This is a genomic window from Tichowtungia aerotolerans (assembly GCF_009905215.1).
Lineage (GTDB): Bacteria > Verrucomicrobiota > Kiritimatiellia > Kiritimatiellales > Tichowtungiaceae > Tichowtungia > Tichowtungia aerotolerans.
On the sequence record NZ_CP047593.1, the window covers coordinates 2,258,332 to 2,275,512 of the forward strand.

General features: G+C 51.0%; 14 protein-coding genes and 1 other RNA gene. 7 read left to right on the plus strand and 8 right to left on the minus strand.

Going from position 1 to position 17,181, the window contains the following annotated elements:
• Positions 1-62: 62 nt before the first annotated feature.
• Genes GT409_RS09325 through GT409_RS09340 form a run of 4 tightly spaced genes read right to left on the minus strand, consistent with a single transcriptional unit; the run spans position 63 to position 3,520 of the window.
• A complete protein-coding gene (locus GT409_RS09325) occupies positions 63-881 on the minus strand; it encodes a class I SAM-dependent methyltransferase (protein ID WP_160628831.1) in 819 nt (272 codons plus the stop codon).
• Between the two features lie 22 nt (positions 882-903).
• Positions 904-1,155, minus strand: a complete 252-nt coding sequence (locus tag GT409_RS09330) for a hypothetical protein (RefSeq protein ID WP_160628832.1) — start codon at positions 1,153-1,155, stop codon at positions 904-906.
• A 10-nt stretch (positions 1,156-1,165) separates the two neighbouring features.
• Positions 1,166-2,296, minus strand: coding sequence for a hybrid sensor histidine kinase/response regulator (locus tag GT409_RS09335; protein ID WP_160628833.1), 1,131 nt, complete (start codon positions 2,294-2,296; stop codon positions 1,166-1,168).
• Positions 2,297-2,305: 9 nt separating this feature from the next.
• On the minus strand, positions 2,306-3,520 hold the full coding sequence (locus GT409_RS09340; RefSeq protein ID WP_160628834.1) for an OmpP1/FadL family transporter: 1,215 nt from the start codon (positions 3,518-3,520) through the stop codon (positions 2,306-2,308).
• Positions 3,521-3,779: 259 nt separating this feature from the next.
• Here GT409_RS09340 and GT409_RS09345 point away from each other — a divergent pair, with 259 nt between their 5' ends.
• The 4 genes from GT409_RS09345 to GT409_RS09360 are packed head-to-tail and all read left to right on the plus strand — an operon-like array spanning position 3,780 to position 10,054.
• Positions 3,780-5,027, plus strand: coding sequence for a beta-ketoacyl-[acyl-carrier-protein] synthase family protein (locus tag GT409_RS09345; protein ID WP_160628835.1), 1,248 nt, complete (start codon positions 3,780-3,782; stop codon positions 5,025-5,027).
• A complete protein-coding gene (locus GT409_RS09350) occupies positions 5,024-7,480 on the plus strand; it encodes an ATP-binding protein (protein ID WP_160628836.1) in 2,457 nt (818 codons plus the stop codon). Before GT409_RS09345 ends, GT409_RS09350 begins: the two co-directional genes overlap by 4 nt.
• Before the next feature lie 4 nt (positions 7,481-7,484).
• Entirely contained in the window at positions 7,485-9,479 is a 1,995-nt protein-coding gene (locus tag GT409_RS09355) for an ATP-binding protein (RefSeq protein ID WP_160628837.1), read from the plus strand.
• Positions 9,476-10,054 carry a response regulator gene (locus tag GT409_RS09360; protein ID WP_160628838.1) on the plus strand — a complete coding sequence of 193 codons (579 nt, stop codon included), beginning with the start codon at positions 9,476-9,478 and terminating at the stop codon, positions 10,052-10,054. Before GT409_RS09355 ends, GT409_RS09360 begins: the two co-directional genes overlap by 4 nt.
• 45 nt (positions 10,055-10,099) lie before the next feature.
• On the opposite strand, the gene GT409_RS09365 is transcribed toward GT409_RS09360, so the two are convergent.
• Positions 10,100-11,314: a NupC/NupG family nucleoside CNT transporter gene (locus GT409_RS09365; protein WP_160628839.1), complete on the minus strand. Its 1,215-nt coding sequence runs from the start codon at positions 11,312-11,314 to the stop codon at positions 10,100-10,102.
• Positions 11,315-11,436: 122 nt separating this feature from the next.
• Between GT409_RS09365 and efp the strand changes: the two genes are divergently transcribed.
• The 3 genes from efp (at position 11,437) to ssrA (ending at position 13,268) form a co-directional block, all read left to right on the plus strand.
• A complete protein-coding gene (gene efp, locus GT409_RS09370) occupies positions 11,437-12,003 on the plus strand; it encodes an elongation factor P (protein WP_160628840.1) in 567 nt (188 codons plus the stop codon).
• A gap of 3 nt (positions 12,004-12,006) precedes the next feature.
• Positions 12,007-12,861: an EF-P lysine aminoacylase EpmA gene (epmA, locus tag GT409_RS09375; protein ID WP_233231512.1), complete on the plus strand. Its 855-nt coding sequence runs from the start codon at positions 12,007-12,009 to the stop codon at positions 12,859-12,861.
• A 50-nt stretch (positions 12,862-12,911) separates the two neighbouring features.
• Positions 12,912-13,268, plus strand: a transfer-messenger RNA (tmRNA) gene (gene ssrA / locus GT409_RS09380).
• Between the two features lie 50 nt (positions 13,269-13,318).
• Here the strand turns inward: ssrA and GT409_RS09385 are convergent.
• The 3 genes from GT409_RS09385 to GT409_RS09395 are packed head-to-tail and all read right to left on the minus strand — an operon-like array spanning position 13,319 to position 17,112.
• Positions 13,319-14,428, minus strand: coding sequence for a serpin family protein (locus GT409_RS09385; protein ID WP_160628841.1), 1,110 nt, complete (start codon positions 14,426-14,428; stop codon positions 13,319-13,321).
• 1 nt (position 14,429) lies between these two features.
• On the minus strand, positions 14,430-15,593 hold the full coding sequence (locus GT409_RS09390; protein ID WP_160628842.1) for a M20/M25/M40 family metallo-hydrolase: 1,164 nt from the start codon (positions 15,591-15,593) through the stop codon (positions 14,430-14,432).
• Positions 15,583-17,112, minus strand: coding sequence for a long-chain-fatty-acid--CoA ligase (locus GT409_RS09395; RefSeq protein ID WP_160628843.1), 1,530 nt, complete (start codon positions 17,110-17,112; stop codon positions 15,583-15,585). Before GT409_RS09395 ends, GT409_RS09390 begins: the two co-directional genes overlap by 11 nt.
• Between the last annotated feature and the right edge of the window lie 69 nt (positions 17,113-17,181).

Sequence of the window (17,181 nt, forward strand, 5' to 3'; positions counted from 1 at the left end):
TTGATCTTCTGTCGGCAGATTCTTAAAGGGTACAATTCTGTATTATGATATTCCGGAAGGTGCTATTTCCTGCCGGAGGTGACAAAAATTCCCAGTGCGCCCCATGCCTTGGGATCTTCTGCTGCTTTTTTGATTGTTCGCAGCTGAGGCAGGGCCAGCAGTTTCTGGACTTTATTAAGCATTTCGACGCGAAAAAGGACGGCGACCCCCAGGAAATAGCGGATACCGAGGTCTTCGGTTGTAATGGGATGAATTTGGGTCGAAATATTCTGATAGCTGGTTTCATTGAGCAGTCCGTAAAGCTGGCTTCCGATCAGGCGGTTGCCGCCTTTTTGTTTCTGCCCGGCGCCCGCTTTGCGAATAAATTTGATGAATGCGTCGCTTCCCGGCGAGAAACTGGTCCAGTTGTCGTCAATGTCCAGAATGCAGAGAATGCCGCCGGGTTTCAGGATTTTTCGAATATTGGAGAGCGCCAGCTCCGGCTTTTCCAGATGTTGGAAAACGAAGCGGGCGTAGACAAAGTCGAAGCTGTTTTCCGGCAGGTCGAGCTCGTAGAGGTTGCCAAGCGTGAATGAGACGTTTTTAACCCCTTCGGATTCTTTGGCCTGATGGGCTGTGGCGATCAGTTCTTCGTTGATGTCAATGCCGGTGACCTGCCCATCGTCGCCGACGATTTTGGCGAGTTCGCAGGCGGTGAAGCCCGGGCCGCACGCAAGGTCGAGCACATTCATGCCGGGTTTGAGCCCAGTCTGTTCCCAGATTTTCTGCTCATGTTTCAGCGCGATGGTCGCCTGCAGTTTGAGGCGTTCGAGCTCTTCGGCGTTCTTTTCAAAGCGGCCGAATTTGTAAGAGCCGGCGTCGGAGAGGTTTTGCGTATTCATTCGTTTGCTTGAGGAGGAGAGGTTATGTTCCCGGAGGGTCAGGGATGAGTTTGTCAGCTTGAGCACGCCAGTCTTTCATGATGGTCTGGCACTGGTCGGCGGCGACCTCAATGCGCTTGATGTTTGTCTGCGTTTCTTCATCGCTGTGGGTTTCTTTGATAAACTGGCTGTAGCTGCTGATTACAAACAGCATATTGTTCAGGCTGTGAACCATCTGGCGGGAGATCAGTTTCAGCTCAACGCCGGGATCGTTGTGTTTGTCAGGATCACTCATGTTGTTTCCTTCATTTAAGCAGCGGGAATGCAAGGGTGACGAGTGCTCCGGTGCCGCTGTTGTTGTTTGCCAGAATCAATGAGCCGCCGTGCGCTTCGACAATGTTTTTCGTAATGAACAGGCCGAGCCCCATGCCGCCGGACTGGCCTTTGGTGGTGTAGTACTTCGTTTGCATGTCCGCGAGCTTTTCAGAAGGAAAGCCGCCGCCGTTGTCTTCCACTTCCACCAGGGCGCGTGTACCATCAATTCGCCAGCTGATGTTGATGTTCCCGCCTTCTTCAGGGAGTGCTTCGAGAGCATTTCCGACAATATTCTGAATTGCGCGGAAGATCTGGACATCATCTCCTTCGACGAGGCAATGGTCCGGTCCGTCGTTCAGCAGAACATGGGCCTGTTTTTGTACGGCGAGGGTTTTTGCGTTTGCCGCGACTTCTGTAACGGGGTTTTTCAGTTCAATTTTCTGGATAGAAGAGGAGGCTCGCTGAGAACGCTCTCTCCACAACGTCAGCATATCCTGGCAGCGTGAGACGCTTTTTTCGATTTGTTCGAGATAATTGACGTTGATTTCTTTTTGCTGGTTTTTTTTGTCCCTGATGTCCTGGATTAAAATCTGGACATAGCCGTTGATGACGCTGAGCGGATTGTTCAGATCGTGAACGAATTCAGAGGATTTCTCTCCAAGCTGAGCCAGTTTTTCCTTGGCGTTGAGCTGGTTCTGCAGTTCTGCTGTAAGGCTTTCGAGGTGGTCGGCTGCGGCAATCTGTTTCCGATTGAGTTTGGTGCGTTGAACATAGCGTGCGACAACGTCCCGGATTTCTTTGGTATTGAAAGGTTTCTGAAGGTAGTCGGTTGCTCCGTGCCGGATGGCCTCCTGAGCGGTTTCCAGTGAGCCGAATCCGGTGAGCATGATGATGGAGACCTGCCGGTCAATGACGCGGATTTCTTTAAGACCTTCAATGCCGCTTTTTCCGGGCATTTTAATGTCGGTGATAATGCAGTCTGGAGACTGTTGTTTCAGTGCCTCAACACCTTTGTCAACCGAGTCGGCACATACAACATTGTACGTGTCTTTGAAGAGAAAGCGCAGGCTTTCTCTCGGCCCGAGTTCGTCATCGATTACAAGCAGGTGGTCTTTTGCCATAGCAGTTCCTCAGAATTTATAGCCGCAGGAAAGGCTGATCAGATGAACATTATAATCGTAGTCTCCATCGGGGCTGTTAACGGATCCGGAAACGGCTCGTCCTCCAAACAATCCAACCGCATACCCAATGTCGAACAGATATTTTTCATTTTCATAGCCAAGCCCAAGAGAAAGAACTCCTTGGTTTTCATCCGGACCGAGAGTTCCGTAGGTTTTGTTGGGAGTTGGATTTTTGAGATACATAAACCCTGATCGGGCAGTCCAGTGCTCGGAAAAATCCCATTCGCCGCCGATTCCGATTGTCCAGGTATCTTTTAGCTTTTGCTGAGCTACCACAGCGACTGGAAGAGCTGAATCATTAATGGTTAAGTTTTGATATTGGGAGAATTCGAGCCACTCGGCGTTTATTTCAGTGCGAAGGGTATCGGTAAGTTCGAGTCCGTAAGCCAGCCCAACGATGGTCGGATACTCGATTTTTGCATTCACATCGCTTTTCAACAGGGTGTTCCCGCCGTATGAGTATTCATTATCGCCCTCATATTTAATGGTAAAGGGAGACCGGTAGGTTGCGGCCAGTCGCTGGCGATCAGTCATCTTCCATGTGAGGGCGCAATTCCAGCCAAGTGCGGTGCCGTCGGCTGTGAGTTTTGAGTGGGTTCCGGCGGGTAAACCTGCAAAACCGTATAGAAACTGTTTTTGTTCAACTTCGCCATAATAAATATCAGGGCCTATACCAAAGGAGATAGAGTCGGTTAAGCGTATGGCGAAATTAGGAGTAAAATCAGCAACCATCATGCTGCCTTCATAAGGATAGCCATTGAGAGCGAACGGGCTAGAGCTGCCCCATTGGACGGAGCGCCCAAAAGCGATGTAGGAGGAGAACCCAAAGGCATATTTTCCGTCTTTGATCGGGGTCGCAATGGAAAGCCCGGGAATGGCGAACCATGGATTCTCGGTGCGGTCACTGCCAATGGTATTTTGAAATTCCGTTTCTCCATAACCAATGGTTGTGTTGATTTGCAGCATTGGTTCTTCCAGATCAACCAGGTTGGCCGAGTTGTGGATCGTTGCATTGGCGTCATCGGCGAAAGCCCGATGCCCCCCAAAAGCCCCGATTGCAGCAGCTCCTTCCGGAGGGTTTCTATATCCGTCAGCAAAAATACAGGTCTGTGCGAAAATGGACAGAAGAATACTGGAGGTGAGTATCCGGTTGGGATGGAGCATTTTATATCCTTACTTTGTTCTTAAATTTTAGTCGTTTCTTTTATTATTGAAATTCAACATGCAAACAGTCTCAGAGGGTAACTTCTGAAGACAAATATCACAAATAAAAAATGGGTGGTCTGTACATCATGTGGTGCTTTGTTCGGGGTCCTCTACCATCGGTTGGACAGGAAGGGGTGAACAATTTTGTACACTATTGCGTTGATGAGTTAGTAAATTTTGTACAGACTTCAGCGTTTATAAAGGGAAATACCGTATTATGATTTCTTCATCTTCAAATAGAGTGGTTGTTACAGGCATGGGAATTGTCTCTCCTTGTGGTATAGGGCTTGATGCCTATTGGGATGCTCTGATCAACTGCAAGAGCGGTATTGGGCCGATTACTTTATTCGATACGAGTGATTATCCTCTAAAAATCGCTGGAGAAATCAAGGATTTCGATTTGCGAGATCATTTTGAAAGGGATTGTAAACCAAACCGGTTGGGCAGACAGACTCAGTTAGGTTTAGTTGCATGTAAGATGGCCGTTGAGCATGCCGGTTTGGATGGTAATTTCCGAGGAGATGCACCATTACGATTGGTGGTCGGAGTTTGCAGTGCGGCTGCCGATATTATCGAAAAAGCCAAAGAAATTATCATGACAAAAGGAGCAGATCGTGTTCGCCCTTATATGGTAGGGGCATGCCAGCCCCATGCGATTAGTGCAGCGTTAGTAAGTCTGCTTAATACTCAGGTTTCAGTAACAACTTTGTCGTCAGCCTGTCCATCAGGATTAGATGCCATGTCTACGGCCTTTAAAATGATCTCTCGAGGAGAGTCTGATATTGTGATTGTTGGCGCTACAGACTCTCCATTGAGTAATACAGGTGTCGCGGGATTTGCTGCGGCTGGAATACCTTCTTGTTCGACAGATTTTCCTCCTGAAGAAATCAGTCGCCCTTTTGATGAGAAGCGAAGTGGGGTTGTGATTTCTGAAGGAGCAGGTTTTGTTGTTCTTGAACGATTTGATTCTGCTTTGGCACGTGGAGCAAAACCTCTAATGGAAATTCTTGGTGGTGCTACAGTCACGGATACTCCCGAAGCAACAGAAGGGATGGAAGGTCTTTATCACTCGATGGATATGGCTCTGAAAAATTCCGGCCTCTGTCCTGGTGAAGTGGATTATATTTGTGCAAATGCTTGTAGTGATCAATTTGGTGATATTGCGGAAGTTCAGCGGATAAAAAAGCTTTTTGGCGAATATGCATATCAACTGCCGGTTAGTTCGATTCGAGGTGTAACCGGACATCCCTTAGCTGCAGCAGGAATGTTTCAGGTCATTGCGTGTGCATTGATGATGAAACATCAGAAAGTTATACCTACCGCTAATCTTCATTTCTCAGATCCTGAATGTGATCTAGATCATGTACCTCTTTTTGCGCGGAATATTAGTATATCTACTGCGATTGCCAATGGTCATGGAATGGGTGGAGAAAACAGTTCCATAGTGATGAAGAGTGTAGAGTGAACCTTTTTCAGATAATTATATTCATTGGATTGATCGGGAATACTGTACTCGGTCTCTTTGTTTTGTTATCCAACCCAAAGCGTGCCGCAAATATTGGGTTCTTTTCATTAACTCTATCCATGATGTTATGGTTAGGGTCGATGTTCTTTTGCTCTTATCAGCATTCTCCAAGGATGCTGCTTTTTTGGATTCGGCAAACATCAATGTTCGCAGGGTTAATTCCTTTGGGAGTCAGTATATTAAAATTAACGATTGTTCATGATTCTTTAAGTCTGAGGCGTGGTTTTTATGAATTGCGATATTGGTTGTTGGTATCCTTTTCAATAATCATTTTATGTCATTCTTCTGTATTCGTCCTCTCAGCTAGCAATCCTACAGCAAGCGAGTTGGTTCCTCCCACTGAGTATGGATGGGGATTTATCGTTTATATGGCATTTTTTATAGGTGCCATTATTAATTTTATTTTTTCTTTTTGGAGGATTGCCAAAGGGCGGGGCGGGGCTCAGAAGACGGAAATTCAGTTTCTACAACTGGGGTGTGTCGCCAGTTTCATAATTGGTGTCTTTCTTATAGCTTTTGCAGAGATTTTAGGCGACCAAGAACTTAGTTTGTTTGTTCCCCTTTCTGTTCTGGCTTTAGATGGATTTGTTGCTTACGGGATTGCTACGCGCCGTATTCTTGCCGCGCCTGAAGTTTTACAGCGAGTGGTATCCTATCTTCTGATGTGCCTGTATTTGTCTGTCTTGTATATTTGCGCAGAATGGGTGGGTAGCCATATATTTCGTTGGTTTGTAATTGATACGACTTATTTTTCAGGTTTGTTGGCAGCCTTGGTTGTCGCGTTTTCTGTGGTTCCTGCACAACGTTGGATGCAACGGTTTTCTTACCATTTATTCTCCTCTTCACATCAATTTGATGTTGATCAGGTATTGGAAGAAGCGGGGCATGTTTTTCAGGAAGTTTCTACCGATGAAACTCTGATGGCGTTGTTTTCCGGATTTATTATTCGGGCTTTTCAGACAACTCGGGTGGTTTTGCTTAAAGTTGGAGCAGATGGAGTATTTCGGCACCATTACGCTTTTCCAGAATGGGGCGAGAAAACAGACTTATCTCTCAGTTCTCAAAGCAGCCTTGTGGAGTTGGTGCGTCGTGACGCAGAACCTTTTACGGAGGATACTCTGGAGCGGATGCGTCCTTCGATTCTGGTGAATGGTGCTCGCAGGGACATGAGGGCGCTTGGCGCTTCCGTCGCGGTTGGCAGTTTTACTCATAAAAAACTGCAAATGGTTGTTCTATTGTACCCTAAAACAAGCAGGGCTATTTATGACCTCCGTGAGCAAAAGGCGTTGCAGCTGGTTTGCAACCAGCTTGCTGTGGCTTTAGAAAATGCTAACCTTTATACAGCTGTCCAGAATGGGAAGATTTACAACGAAATTCTGCTCGATTCTCTGACCAGCGGGATTGTCGCGGTGGATGATGCTCGTCAGGTAACCGTTTTTAATCAACGGGCTCAGACAATCACTCATCTGCCTGTTGAAGATATTGTTAACGAATCAATGGAACAGCTGCCAGCGGCGTTGACTGAGATTGTCGAAAAGATTTTAACCACTGGGGCAGGCGTCCGGGATTACGATACTTTTATTGATACAGGAGAAGATCGGGTTCCTGTTCGGGTCAGTGGATCGGCTTTTCATGGGCACACTGGCAAACATCTGGGAGCTCTCCTGGTGTTCAGTGATATGACCCTTTTGCGTAAAATGGAAGAGAGGATTCGCCGAACGGATCGTTTGTCCAGTATCGGAACTCTGTCTGCCGGTATGGCTCATGAGATACGAAACCCTCTGGTAACGATTAAAACCTTCACAGAGCTTCTCCCTGAACAATATGGAAATCAGGAGTTCCGGGAAACCTTCTTTGATCTGGTCGACCAGGAAGTTCAGCGAATTGATGCAATTGTTAACCGGCTGTTAAATTTTGCACGCCCGGCCAAGGCTTCTTTAAAGCCGGTTTACTTGCATGACATCATTGAAAACTCCATTCGTCTGGTCGAACAGCAGGTCATTAATAACAAGATTCAATTGCAGACAAATCTGGCTGCTGAGCATCACTTGATTTTGGCAGATGCTGAGCAGATCAACCAGACGCTGGTTAATTTTTTCCTGAACGCCATTCAGGCCATGGACCTCGGCGGAACTTTAAGTGTCGAAACCATGCTGAATAAATCAGCCATTTGTATCGATGTCCGTGATACAGGCTGTGGTCTTTCTGAAGAGCATGAAAAACATATTTTTGACCCGTTTTTTACGACAAAAGAAAGTGGAGTGGGACTTGGGCTTTCTGTGTCACACGGAATTATTCAAGAGCATCAGGGCACCATTCACGTGGATAGTGAACCGGGCAAAGGAACGGTTTTTCATGTAGAATTGCCCCTGATTGATGAGAAGGAGATCTAAGCCAATGAGTGCAGCATTGCCAACCAGCATTATATATACGCAGGACGAGGTCCTTCTTCAGCGTTTTCGTGGTTACCTGTATGCCCGGGCCTCTCTGCAGCAGGTGACGGATCCGGATGAACTGGAACTGATTTTGCATCAGCACAGTTCTACGCTCTTATTTGTCGATCTATGCGGAACAGAGAGCCAGCGTTTAATTGAAGAGATCCGAACCGACTTTCCCTTTGTCTTGATTGTTGCGCTGGGATCGGCCCGCTCTGAGCCCGCACTGCGAGTCGCGTCTTTGAATATCTATGCGATTGAATCTGTTGATCCGGGACGGCTCAGGTTGCAGGGACTTTTTGATCAGGCTCAGGCACACTTAAAGCTTAAGCATGAGAACCGGGTGTTGAAAGAAAACCTGCAATCAGTACCGGCAGCGCCGGTCGGGCCGCCGCGTGAAAATATCGCGCCGTCACTGCATCATTTTTCGAGCGCATTTCGCCGCTTCGACAATGTAGGTATCATGCTTGAGAGTATTGTCGAAGGCGTTGCCGCCTGCGCCCGGGTTTCGCGGGTTGCCATTTTTTCGCTGACATCTGATGATGTGTATGTATTTCGTTCAGGCATCAAGTGCATGGAGGAAACCCGATCCCTAAAGCTCGGTAAAACACACCCCTTTGTGCGCTGGTTCCAGGTCCATGCACACAGCATTTCCCGTTCTATGCTTCGTCATATCGAGTCCATGGACGAACGGTTGCTGATCGAGCAAATGCTCGAGCAGACCGGGGCGGAAGTGATTCTCCCGTTGTTCGGGCGTGAGCGACTCAACGGGTGGCTTTGCCTCGGGCGCTCCTGTTCCGGTGCCCCGTTCGAACAGCGCGATATCGAAGAGTTGACCCAGCTGGCAGAACAGGTATCGGTTGCCATCGAAAACTCTCTGCTTCATGAAAATATTGCATTGCAGAAGGCCCTGGCTGAAAACCTGTTGCAGGCGATTCCGGTGGGAATCATCGCCACCGGCCCTGAAGGCACGGTTCGTTGGTTCAACAGCGGGGCTGAGCAGCTCTTACTTCGTTCTTCAGAAGACGTTATCGGCCGTCCCATTGAAAAAGTTTCGACGGTGATTGCTTCACTGATGAACCGTTGCATGACCGGGGAAAACTGCGGAGAAGGGCAGGAGTGGACGGAGCCGTCTTCGAAGAGGACCTTGTCCATACAGACTCGTCGTCTCGCACAGAACGGAGTTTGTATGGGCGCTATGGCGGTGCTGAATGACCTGACAGAGGAGCATATTCTTCGCGAAAAGCAGAATAATCTGGAACGCGCTAAATTCTGGAACGAACTGGCTGCGGCAATTTCCCACGAAGTACGAAACCCGCTGGTTGCAATCAGCACCTTTGCGCAGCTGCTTCCAGAGCGATACAGCGATGAGGAGTTTCGTGAACAGTTCCAGGAGCTGGCTACGCAGGAAGTCGGCCGTCTCAATGGGATGATCGACCAGCTTGATGAATATGCCAATCCGCCGACCCTGTATTTTTCCAGTGTGGATGTCGCTGAATTGTTGGATCACTCGGTTCACAACGCCCGTCGGCGCGGTGAAACATCCGATACACCGGTTCAGATTCAAACAGAGCCCGGTCTGCCGAATATTTATGGCGATTCCGATGTGCTTGCCGATTCCGTCAGTCGCTTGCTGCTCAATGCATTTACTGCCGTGGAGAAATCCGCCAGTCCGAAAATCACGCTGCGTGCTTCTCGCGGGGAAATCGGTATCGCCCGCTTAGCCGTCGTTATAGAGGTTGTCGACAACGGCATCGGCATTCCCGAGGGACTTCAGCCCAAAGTATTTTCGCCGTTCTGCACAACCAAGGTCCGCGGGATCGGTCTGGGTCTCCCTATTGTGCGCCGTACAATGATCGATCACGGCGGCTTGCTTTCCATTGAAAGCAGCGCGTCGGGAACGGTTGTCAGTCTGACTCTTCCGGCCGCGACCCAGTCCGTCGGAGTTGCCTCATGAAAAACCTGCTGATTGTCGATGATGATCCTCACCTGCTTGAATCTCTCGCGATTGTCTTTTCCGGGATCTATCAGGTGTTTTCCGCTCTTTCAGCCGAAGATGCAGTCCGAATTGTCCGGAACGAGAAAATGGATGTGGTTTTGCTTGATGTGGTTCTTCCCGGAATGGACGGTATTGAATTCCTGAGCGTATTACGATCGGAAGCTCCCGACCTTCCGGTTGTGATGATCAGCGGTTCGCCTTCTGTTCAGCCGGTCCTCAAAGCGTTGGAATTAGGTGCTCGTGACTATGTTCGCAAGCCATTTGACATCGCAGAACTTCGACTGGTGGTCGGACGAGCCTTGAAAAATGCCAGTTTGGAGCGGCGAGTGAAAGAGCTGGAAGAAAAGCTGTCTGTCAGCCCGGTAGTGGATCTGCAAAAACCACTCAAAAAAGCGGTCGAGGAATATGAAAAAAAACTGATTCAGCGGGCTTTGCGCCGGACCGGTGGCGTTCAGACGCGGGCGGCCGAGGAATTGGGCACAACCCGCCGCATTTTGCGCTATCGCATCGAAAAGCTGCAGATCAAATCCTGACCTGCCGGTTCTTGGAACATGTCGGTCGTTTCCAAACTTTGGACATCAAAGAAGCATCCCGGCGATGCACGCCGTCATAAAGCAGGCCAGTGTCCCGGCGATCAGTGCGCGGATCCCCAGTCGCGCCAGATCGTGGCGGCGTTCCGGGGCCAGAGTGCCGATCCCGCCGATCTGAATGGCGATTGAGCTGAAATTGGCAAACCCGCACAGGGCATAGGTGAGAATCGTTGTCGTGCGTGGTGAAAAGGTTTCGAGTTGCTCATGGAGATGCGCATAGGCCACGAACTCGTTCAGGACGGTTTTTTCGCCCAGCAGTGTTCCGGCGGGAATGGCGTCCTTCCAGGGAATGCCGAGCAGCCACGCCAGCGGGCTGAACAGCCAGCCGAGAATCTGCTGGAAGCTCAGCGTTTGCAGACCGAACAGTCCGCCGATCCATCCGATCAATCCGTTCAGCATAGCAATCAGTGCAACGAATGCCAGCAGCATGGCCCCGACGTTCAACGCAAGCTTCAGGCCGTCTCCGGCGCCAGTGGTTGCTGCGTCGATCACATTGACAGTGGTTTTTTCAAACTTTGCCTTCACAGTCCCAGTGGTTTCCGGATCTCCGGTTTCCGGAACCATCAGTTTGGCGCAAACCAGCGCTGCCGGTGCGCTCATCACGGATGCGGCCAGCAGATGCCCGGCATCGATCCCCATCCCGGCGTAGGCAATCAGTACGCCGCCCGCGATCGTCGCAAATCCGCCACTCATCAGCGCCGTCAGCTCGGAGTCGGTCATTTTTTTGATGTACGGCTTCACAATCAGTGGAGCTTCAGTCTGGCCTACGAAGATATTGGCGGCCGCAGACAGGCTTTCCGCCCCGGACGTTTTCAGCAGGCGGACCATCACCCATGCGCATCCCTGGACGATTTTCTGCATAATGCCGAGATGATAGAGAATGCCGGTTACTGATCCCACAAAAACAATGGTCGGCAGCACCTGGATTGCAAAGATATAGCCCAGATTTGTGTCAATAGCCAGCGGACCGAACAGAAAGGCCGATCCTTCCTGCGTATATCCGGTCACCTGATTGACAAAATTTTTGGCCCCTTCAAAAAATGAACGGCCCAGTGTGGTTTTCAGCACAATCACTCCCAGCAGAACCTGTAAAAGCGTTCCGGCCAGAATCGGGGTCCACTTGATGGACTTGCGTTTCGTACTCAATCCAAATGCAATCGCAACCATGCAGATCAGGCCGAATGCAGAAATAAGTCGTTCCATAAAAAATCTCCTGATTCGCCGATCCTATCGGGAGCCGCTGCTTCTGACGAGTAATATTCAGACTTGGCAGTCCGGCTCTTCGCTGGCATAATTGATCGCTTAATTTTTGTAAGGAGAATCCCATGTACAGTGCATCTGATTTAAGAAAAGGACTGAAAATCGAGATCGATGGCGACCCATGCGTCATTACCGATTTCCAGTTTTCCAAACCCGGAAAAGGTCAGGCGATTTACCGGTGTAAGATCCGTAACCTCAACACCGGGAACAGCTTCGAAAAAAGCTACCGTTCGGTCGACAAGGTGAAAAAGGCTGCGCTCGAATCGCGCGACTTTACCTTCTCATACGAAGCCGGAGACGATTACATTTTTTCTGATAACGAAACCTATGAAGAAGTGCACCTCTCTGCCGAACAGCTCGGTGATCAGCGCTTTTTCATTGTTGAAGATATGCAGGTCGAAATTCTTTTCCACAACAACAAGGCACTCGACATCACGCTGCCCAACTTCGTTGAAAAAGCGATTGCCGAGACCGAGCCCGGAGCTCGCGGTGACACCGCCACCAACGTCACTAAACCGGCAAAAATCGACAACGGCTATGAAATCAACGTGCCGATCTTCATCAACGAAGGCGACATTGTTCGCATCGACACCCGTACCGGTGAGTATTCAGATCGCGTTGCCAAAGGATAATTCGTGATCGAAGCGCTCAAAGCAAGAGACGCCCTGATGCAGAGCATCCGGGCGTTTTTTCATTCAGAAGGGTTCATCGAAGTTGAAACCCCGGTGCGGCTTCGGACTCCATGCATGGAGCTGCACATCGACGCGGAACCGTCCGGTGACCATTATCTGCGCACCTCGCCTGAGCTGTGCCACAAAAAGCTGCTTGCGCGCGGTGCAGAGAAAATCTTCGAAGTCGCCAAATGTTTTCGGCAGGGCGAACGGGGACACCTGCACAACCCCGAATATACTATGCTCGAATGGTATCGAACCGGCGGTGACTACATGACCGCATTGGCCGATACACAGAATTTGTTGCAGGCGGTTAGATGCGCCGTCCCCGTCGCGTTAACTGGGGAGTGGCAGATCTTTTCGGTTGAAGAAGTTTTTGAAAAATTTGCGGGCTGGAATCCAGTCGAAAACTTTGACGCAGACCGATTTGATTTTGATTTGGTCGAAAAGATCGAGCCGGAGCTTCCCAAAGACTGTCCGGTTGTGCTGAAAGATTATCCGGCCGAGCTGTGCGCGCTGGCGCGGCTTAAGCCAGGCCGCCCGGAGGTCGCTGAGCGCTGGGAGCTCTACCTGAACGGTATCGAGATCGCCAACGCCTACAGCGAACTGACCGATCCGATCGAGCAGCGTGCCCGTTTCGAAAAGTGGGGGGCGCAGCGGCACTCATTCGGCAAACCGGTCTATGATCTGGATGAAGAGTTTTTTCAATGTCTGGAAAAAATGCCGCAGGCCTGTGGTGTCGCGCTTGGTCTCGATCGCCTCCTGATGATCCTTGTAAGCGCAAAGTCTCTGGATGAAGTTTTGCCGTTCCGTGAATAAGCAGGTTGCATTTTCAACGGATTATGGCATTATTCTCTTCCCTTTCGATTGGGGATGACTGGTTTCGACGGTTAGGTTGAAGCGTCAGTCGCGTGTCGAGGTTGGTCTCCTGGCCTCGTAAAAAGGAGCCCGAAACAATAAATGCTGACGAAAGTTACGCACTCGCTGCCTAAATAAAGGCGCGACGTCTTTACCCTGACGCCTGTTAAGGGATAAAGGCGACGACAACAGGCTGGTGCTGAAGCCGGGGATCCGGGTGGATGCGCGAGAAAAGTTCAGGATTCTAGCGACCAAGGTGGCCTTGTTGACCGGCAGCTGCGGCGGCGAATCTTTGTAGGTCGACTACACACGTAGAAGCTGCCGTGACTCTTAATCGGACGCGGGTTCAATTCCCGCCATCTCCACCATTTCACTCGCGTTGCTCGCTCAAAGCGGGCCGCGCGAGTTGGTTGGAGGGTTACTCCACTGGGTTTGTAACCCGCCCGATGAACAGAATTTTGCCGGCTTTGTTTTCCCGGATCAGGAAAATAAACGGGTGGTCTGCGCGAAAGACGGCCGGCGGTCGTCCAATGGATGTTGCGCGCATAATCACTCCGGTGGCTGCTGCGGCTTCCGTTCCTTCTTCGTTCACTTCGACGAATGATTTGTGGATCACGTCGGAGATAAACAGCGGCTGTTCGCTGATGCCGGAGAAATCAGCGCGTTGAGCGTCGAATGCATCGGTCAGTCCCAGCGCTGTTAAAGTGCTCTTTAATGACGGGAAAGAGGATTCGATTTTAAAGCGTGGCAGGAATACGTTGACTTCCCTTTGACGCAGATCTTCAGTACAGGTCTTGAAATTCCCGGCGGCGAAGCATTCTTCAATGGGCTTCAGGCCGTCTCGCTCTCGCGGCAGGATCAGTAGCATGGAGACAGCCTCTCCTTCGTATGGAAGCTCCAGAGTTTGGAAGCAGTCATTTTCGCTGTAGCGGAAACGTTTGCCGTTCAGTCGCATCATTGGAACAGGGATGCTCTCGTCCGGTGAAATCCAGAATGGTGTATCCTGGGTTTGTTCCGGTTTGAACGCGTGCAGCCAGTCGCCTTTGAAATAAATCGCATTAACCAGTACCATGCGGGTCATGGAGCTGACGGAGCCGGTTGGAAGCAGATCCCGGATTTTATCCCGGGTTTTTTCCTCCACCCATTGGTTAATGGCTTGTCGTTCCGTGTCGGGCTGATGGACGAAATCGGCCGAGCGAATCTCTGCCGCATATTTTTCGGTGACGGCGGTTTTAAAACTTCCAAGGATTGGAAATTTTTGATCCGCCCAGAGCGCATTCGCGCTCTCCAAAGTCACATTTGTTCCAGCCATTGGAAATCCATTTTGCTGCAGCAATAGGTTTTCAAACTGGCGCAATGTTTGGCCTTTCGCGCCCTCGCGGGTCATTGCCAGTGCAGCTTCAATGCTGGCCGGCGAGAAAAACAGGTTGCCTTCCTGCTTCGCCAGTTGGTCGTAGAGCTTAAACGTCAAATCTTCAGCTCGCGCGAACGCGGCAGCCATGGATAGAACACACAGAATTTTTTTCATCTCAAACCTCCGTTGCTAAGGCTGTGGCCAGTCTGCACCCTTCGAGATAGCGCGGAATGTGTACGCATTCGTCCAGCGAGTGCGCATGGTCGTTGCCTGCATCAAATGTGACAGTCGGGACGCCGCTTTCGTTCAGAATATTGGCGTCGAGTCCGGCATTGATCGTTTGGACTTTAGCTTCGCGGCCGGCTTTCGGCGCAGCTTTCAAAAATCGTTTCACGACCGGATCACTCTTTTTGAGCTTAAAACTGCGGTAGTCGCTGTCTTCGATAAAGTCGACGGCGCCGCATTCGCCGGCAGCATTTTTCAGATCAGCGGCCGCTTTTTCAAAAGCGGTTTTCCAAACCTTGGAAATTTTTTTCAGCGAGGTCGGATTGTGGCTGCGGCATTCGCCGGTGACGGTCAGCGAGTCCATCACCTGATTGTCCGCTTCGCCGCCGTGCAGCGAACCGACATTGGCGGTTCCCTTGATGGACCCTTTGTCGATGCGCCCGAAATATCCGTTGGCTTTGATTTCCGCGATGGCGTTGGCTGCAATGATCGCGGCGGAAACTCCGCCTTCAGGGTTGTTTGCTGCGTGAACGCTGATTCCGTGGATTTCGGCCCGCCAACGGTTCGCGCCCAGCGCGCCGATTACGCCGCCGCGCTCGCCGCTTCCGTCGATGTTGAAACACATGGACGGATTCCCTCCGTCCTGAGGGCGGAACGCCTTCGCGCCATACAGTCCGTTTTCTTCTCCGACGGTGAAGAGCAGGGTGATAGGCGGGCGGGGCAGGTCGTTTTGCAGGATGGTCTGGGCCATTGTCACGACGGCTGCAACAGACGCACGGTTATCGCCGCCCAGGCCGGTTTTTCCTTTCGGGACAATAAGGTCGCCTTTCAGGACAGGAACTGCGCCCTGACAGATCGGAACCGTGTCGAGATGAGCCGAAAACATGATACGCGGCGCTTTGATTGTTCCTGGAATTTTGACGACCAGGTTGCCGACGGTGAAGTTTTTCGGCAGGCGGCTTTTGCCTTTGACAGAAAACCAGGATTCTTTGGCTCCTGCGGCCATCAATTGTTTTTTGACCAGTTCGGCGACCGGTCCTTCGCCGCCGCTCGGTCCCTCGGCCGCCAGCAGCTCCATGAGGTTTGAGATTGCCTGTTTTTCGTTAATGTTCATTGGTTTCGATTCCTCTCTCAATTTCGCCCTGCTTGCGCAGTTCGCGTTTTACAATTTTTCCGGCTGCATTTTTCGGCAGGTCACCGACGAGATGCACCTTTTTCGGAACCTCATGGCGCCCCAGATGTTCGAGACAGAACGCGCGGATTTCTTTTTCCGAACATTGGAAGCCGTCTTTGAGCGAGATGTAGGCCACGGGCACTTCGCCGTGCAGTTTGCTCGGCTCGCCGATGACGGCGGCTTCGCGCACGGCTTCGTGTTTGTAGAGCACTTCTTCGACGACGCGCGGGTAGACGTTCATGCCGTTGACGATGACCATGTCCTTGATGCGGTCGACGATGTAGAAATAGCCGTCTTCATCCTCCGTGCCGATATCGCCGGTTCGGAACCACTCTCCGAAGAAGGATTCGGCGGTTTCTTCGGGCTGCTTCCAGTAACCCTTCATTACATTCGGACCGCGCACGCAGATCTCGCCCGGTTCGTTGAGCGGAAGTTCTTTGCCGTGTTCGTCCATGATCTTCATTTCGACGCCGGGGATCGGCAGTCCGACGGACTGCGGCTTGCGCAGTCCGTCGACCGGATTAAAGCATGTGACCGGCGCGCACTCGGTCGGACCGTCGCCTTCGATAATGAACACGCCGAAACGCTCCTCGAACTGCTTCATAATTTCGACCGGCATGGCCGCGCCGCCCGAGACGGCGAAGCGCAGTTTCTGAATGTGTGCGGTGTGTTTTTCCGGCAGGCGCAGCAGCAGGTTGTACATGCTGGGCACGCCAAGGAAAATCGTGGCGTTGGTCGCATCGATGGTTTCCGCCGTCAGGGTCGGATCAAATTTGGGGAGTGGCACCAGCGAGGATCCGTGGAGCAGCGGGATCAGGACTCCCGCCAGCGATGCAAAGGCGTGGAACATCGGAAGAACAACCAGAAACCGGTCCCCGTCGGGGCGCAGTTTGAGTGCATTGCCGGCGGAGAGTGCATCAAAGCACAGGTTGCGGTGGGTGAGCATTGCGCCCTTCGGGTGGCCGGTTGTGCCGGACGTATAAATAATCACAGCGACAGAGTCGCTGGAGATTGGGAGTTCAAGGCCAGGAATTGGTGTGCGGAGCATTTGCGGCAGTTCCTGTTCGACGCCGATGAACGTTCCAATGGTTGGAAGTTTTTCACGGATGGATTCAACCGCCGGGGTGAACGGCTCAAAGTAAAAGAGCGTTTTCACGCCGGCATCGTTGAGAATCCATGCGACTTCTTCCGGGTTGAGAAGCAGGTTGATCGGAACAACCGTGGCACCCGCTTTTTGAATACCGAAATAAATGGCGATAAATTCCGCGCTGTTGATGCCGTACAGGCCGACGTGGTCGCCCGGCTGCGTGCCGCGTTCGATCAGGTTGGCGGCAATGGCGTCGGACATTTGGTTCAGTTCGGCATAGGTGACGCTTTTCTGCGGGGTCACAACTGCCGGTTTGTCCGCGTGTGCTTCGGCGCTTTTGCGAAAAAGGAAAGGGATGGTTTCTGTGTTCATGAGGCGCAGAATAGCGGACCTGCCTTGTCGGATCACTTCTTTTTTATATTGCCTGTTCGTTATGCTCGC

Bases quoted from the DNA above. Each gene is read 5' to 3' on its own strand.
- GT409_RS09325 (WP_160628831.1), bottom strand. From the start codon at position 881: ATGAATACGCAAAACCTCTCCGACGCCGGCTCTTACAAATTCGGCCGC.
- GT409_RS09330 (WP_160628832.1), bottom strand. From the start codon at position 1,155: ATGAGTGATCCTGACAAACACAACGATCCCGGCGTTGAGCTGAAACTG.
- GT409_RS09335 (WP_160628833.1), bottom strand. From the start codon at position 2,296: ATGGCAAAAGACCACCTGCTTGTAATCGATGACGAACTCGGGCCGAGA.
- GT409_RS09340 (WP_160628834.1), bottom strand. From the start codon at position 3,520: ATGCTCCATCCCAACCGGATACTCACCTCCAGTATTCTTCTGTCCATT.
- GT409_RS09345 (WP_160628835.1), top strand. From the start codon at position 3,780: ATGATTTCTTCATCTTCAAATAGAGTGGTTGTTACAGGCATGGGAATT.
- GT409_RS09355 (WP_160628837.1), top strand. From the start codon at position 7,485: ATGAGTGCAGCATTGCCAACCAGCATTATATATACGCAGGACGAGGTC.
- GT409_RS09360 (WP_160628838.1), top strand. From the start codon at position 9,476: ATGAAAAACCTGCTGATTGTCGATGATGATCCTCACCTGCTTGAATCT.
- GT409_RS09365 (WP_160628839.1), bottom strand. From the start codon at position 11,314: ATGGAACGACTTATTTCTGCATTCGGCCTGATCTGCATGGTTGCGATT.
- efp (WP_160628840.1), top strand. From the start codon at position 11,437: ATGTACAGTGCATCTGATTTAAGAAAAGGACTGAAAATCGAGATCGAT.
- GT409_RS09385 (WP_160628841.1), bottom strand. From the start codon at position 14,428: ATGAAAAAAATTCTGTGTGTTCTATCCATGGCTGCCGCGTTCGCGCGA.
- GT409_RS09390 (WP_160628842.1), bottom strand. From the start codon at position 15,593: ATGAACATTAACGAAAAACAGGCAATCTCAAACCTCATGGAGCTGCTG.
- GT409_RS09395 (WP_160628843.1), bottom strand. From the start codon at position 17,112: ATGAACACAGAAACCATCCCTTTCCTTTTTCGCAAAAGCGCCGAAGCA.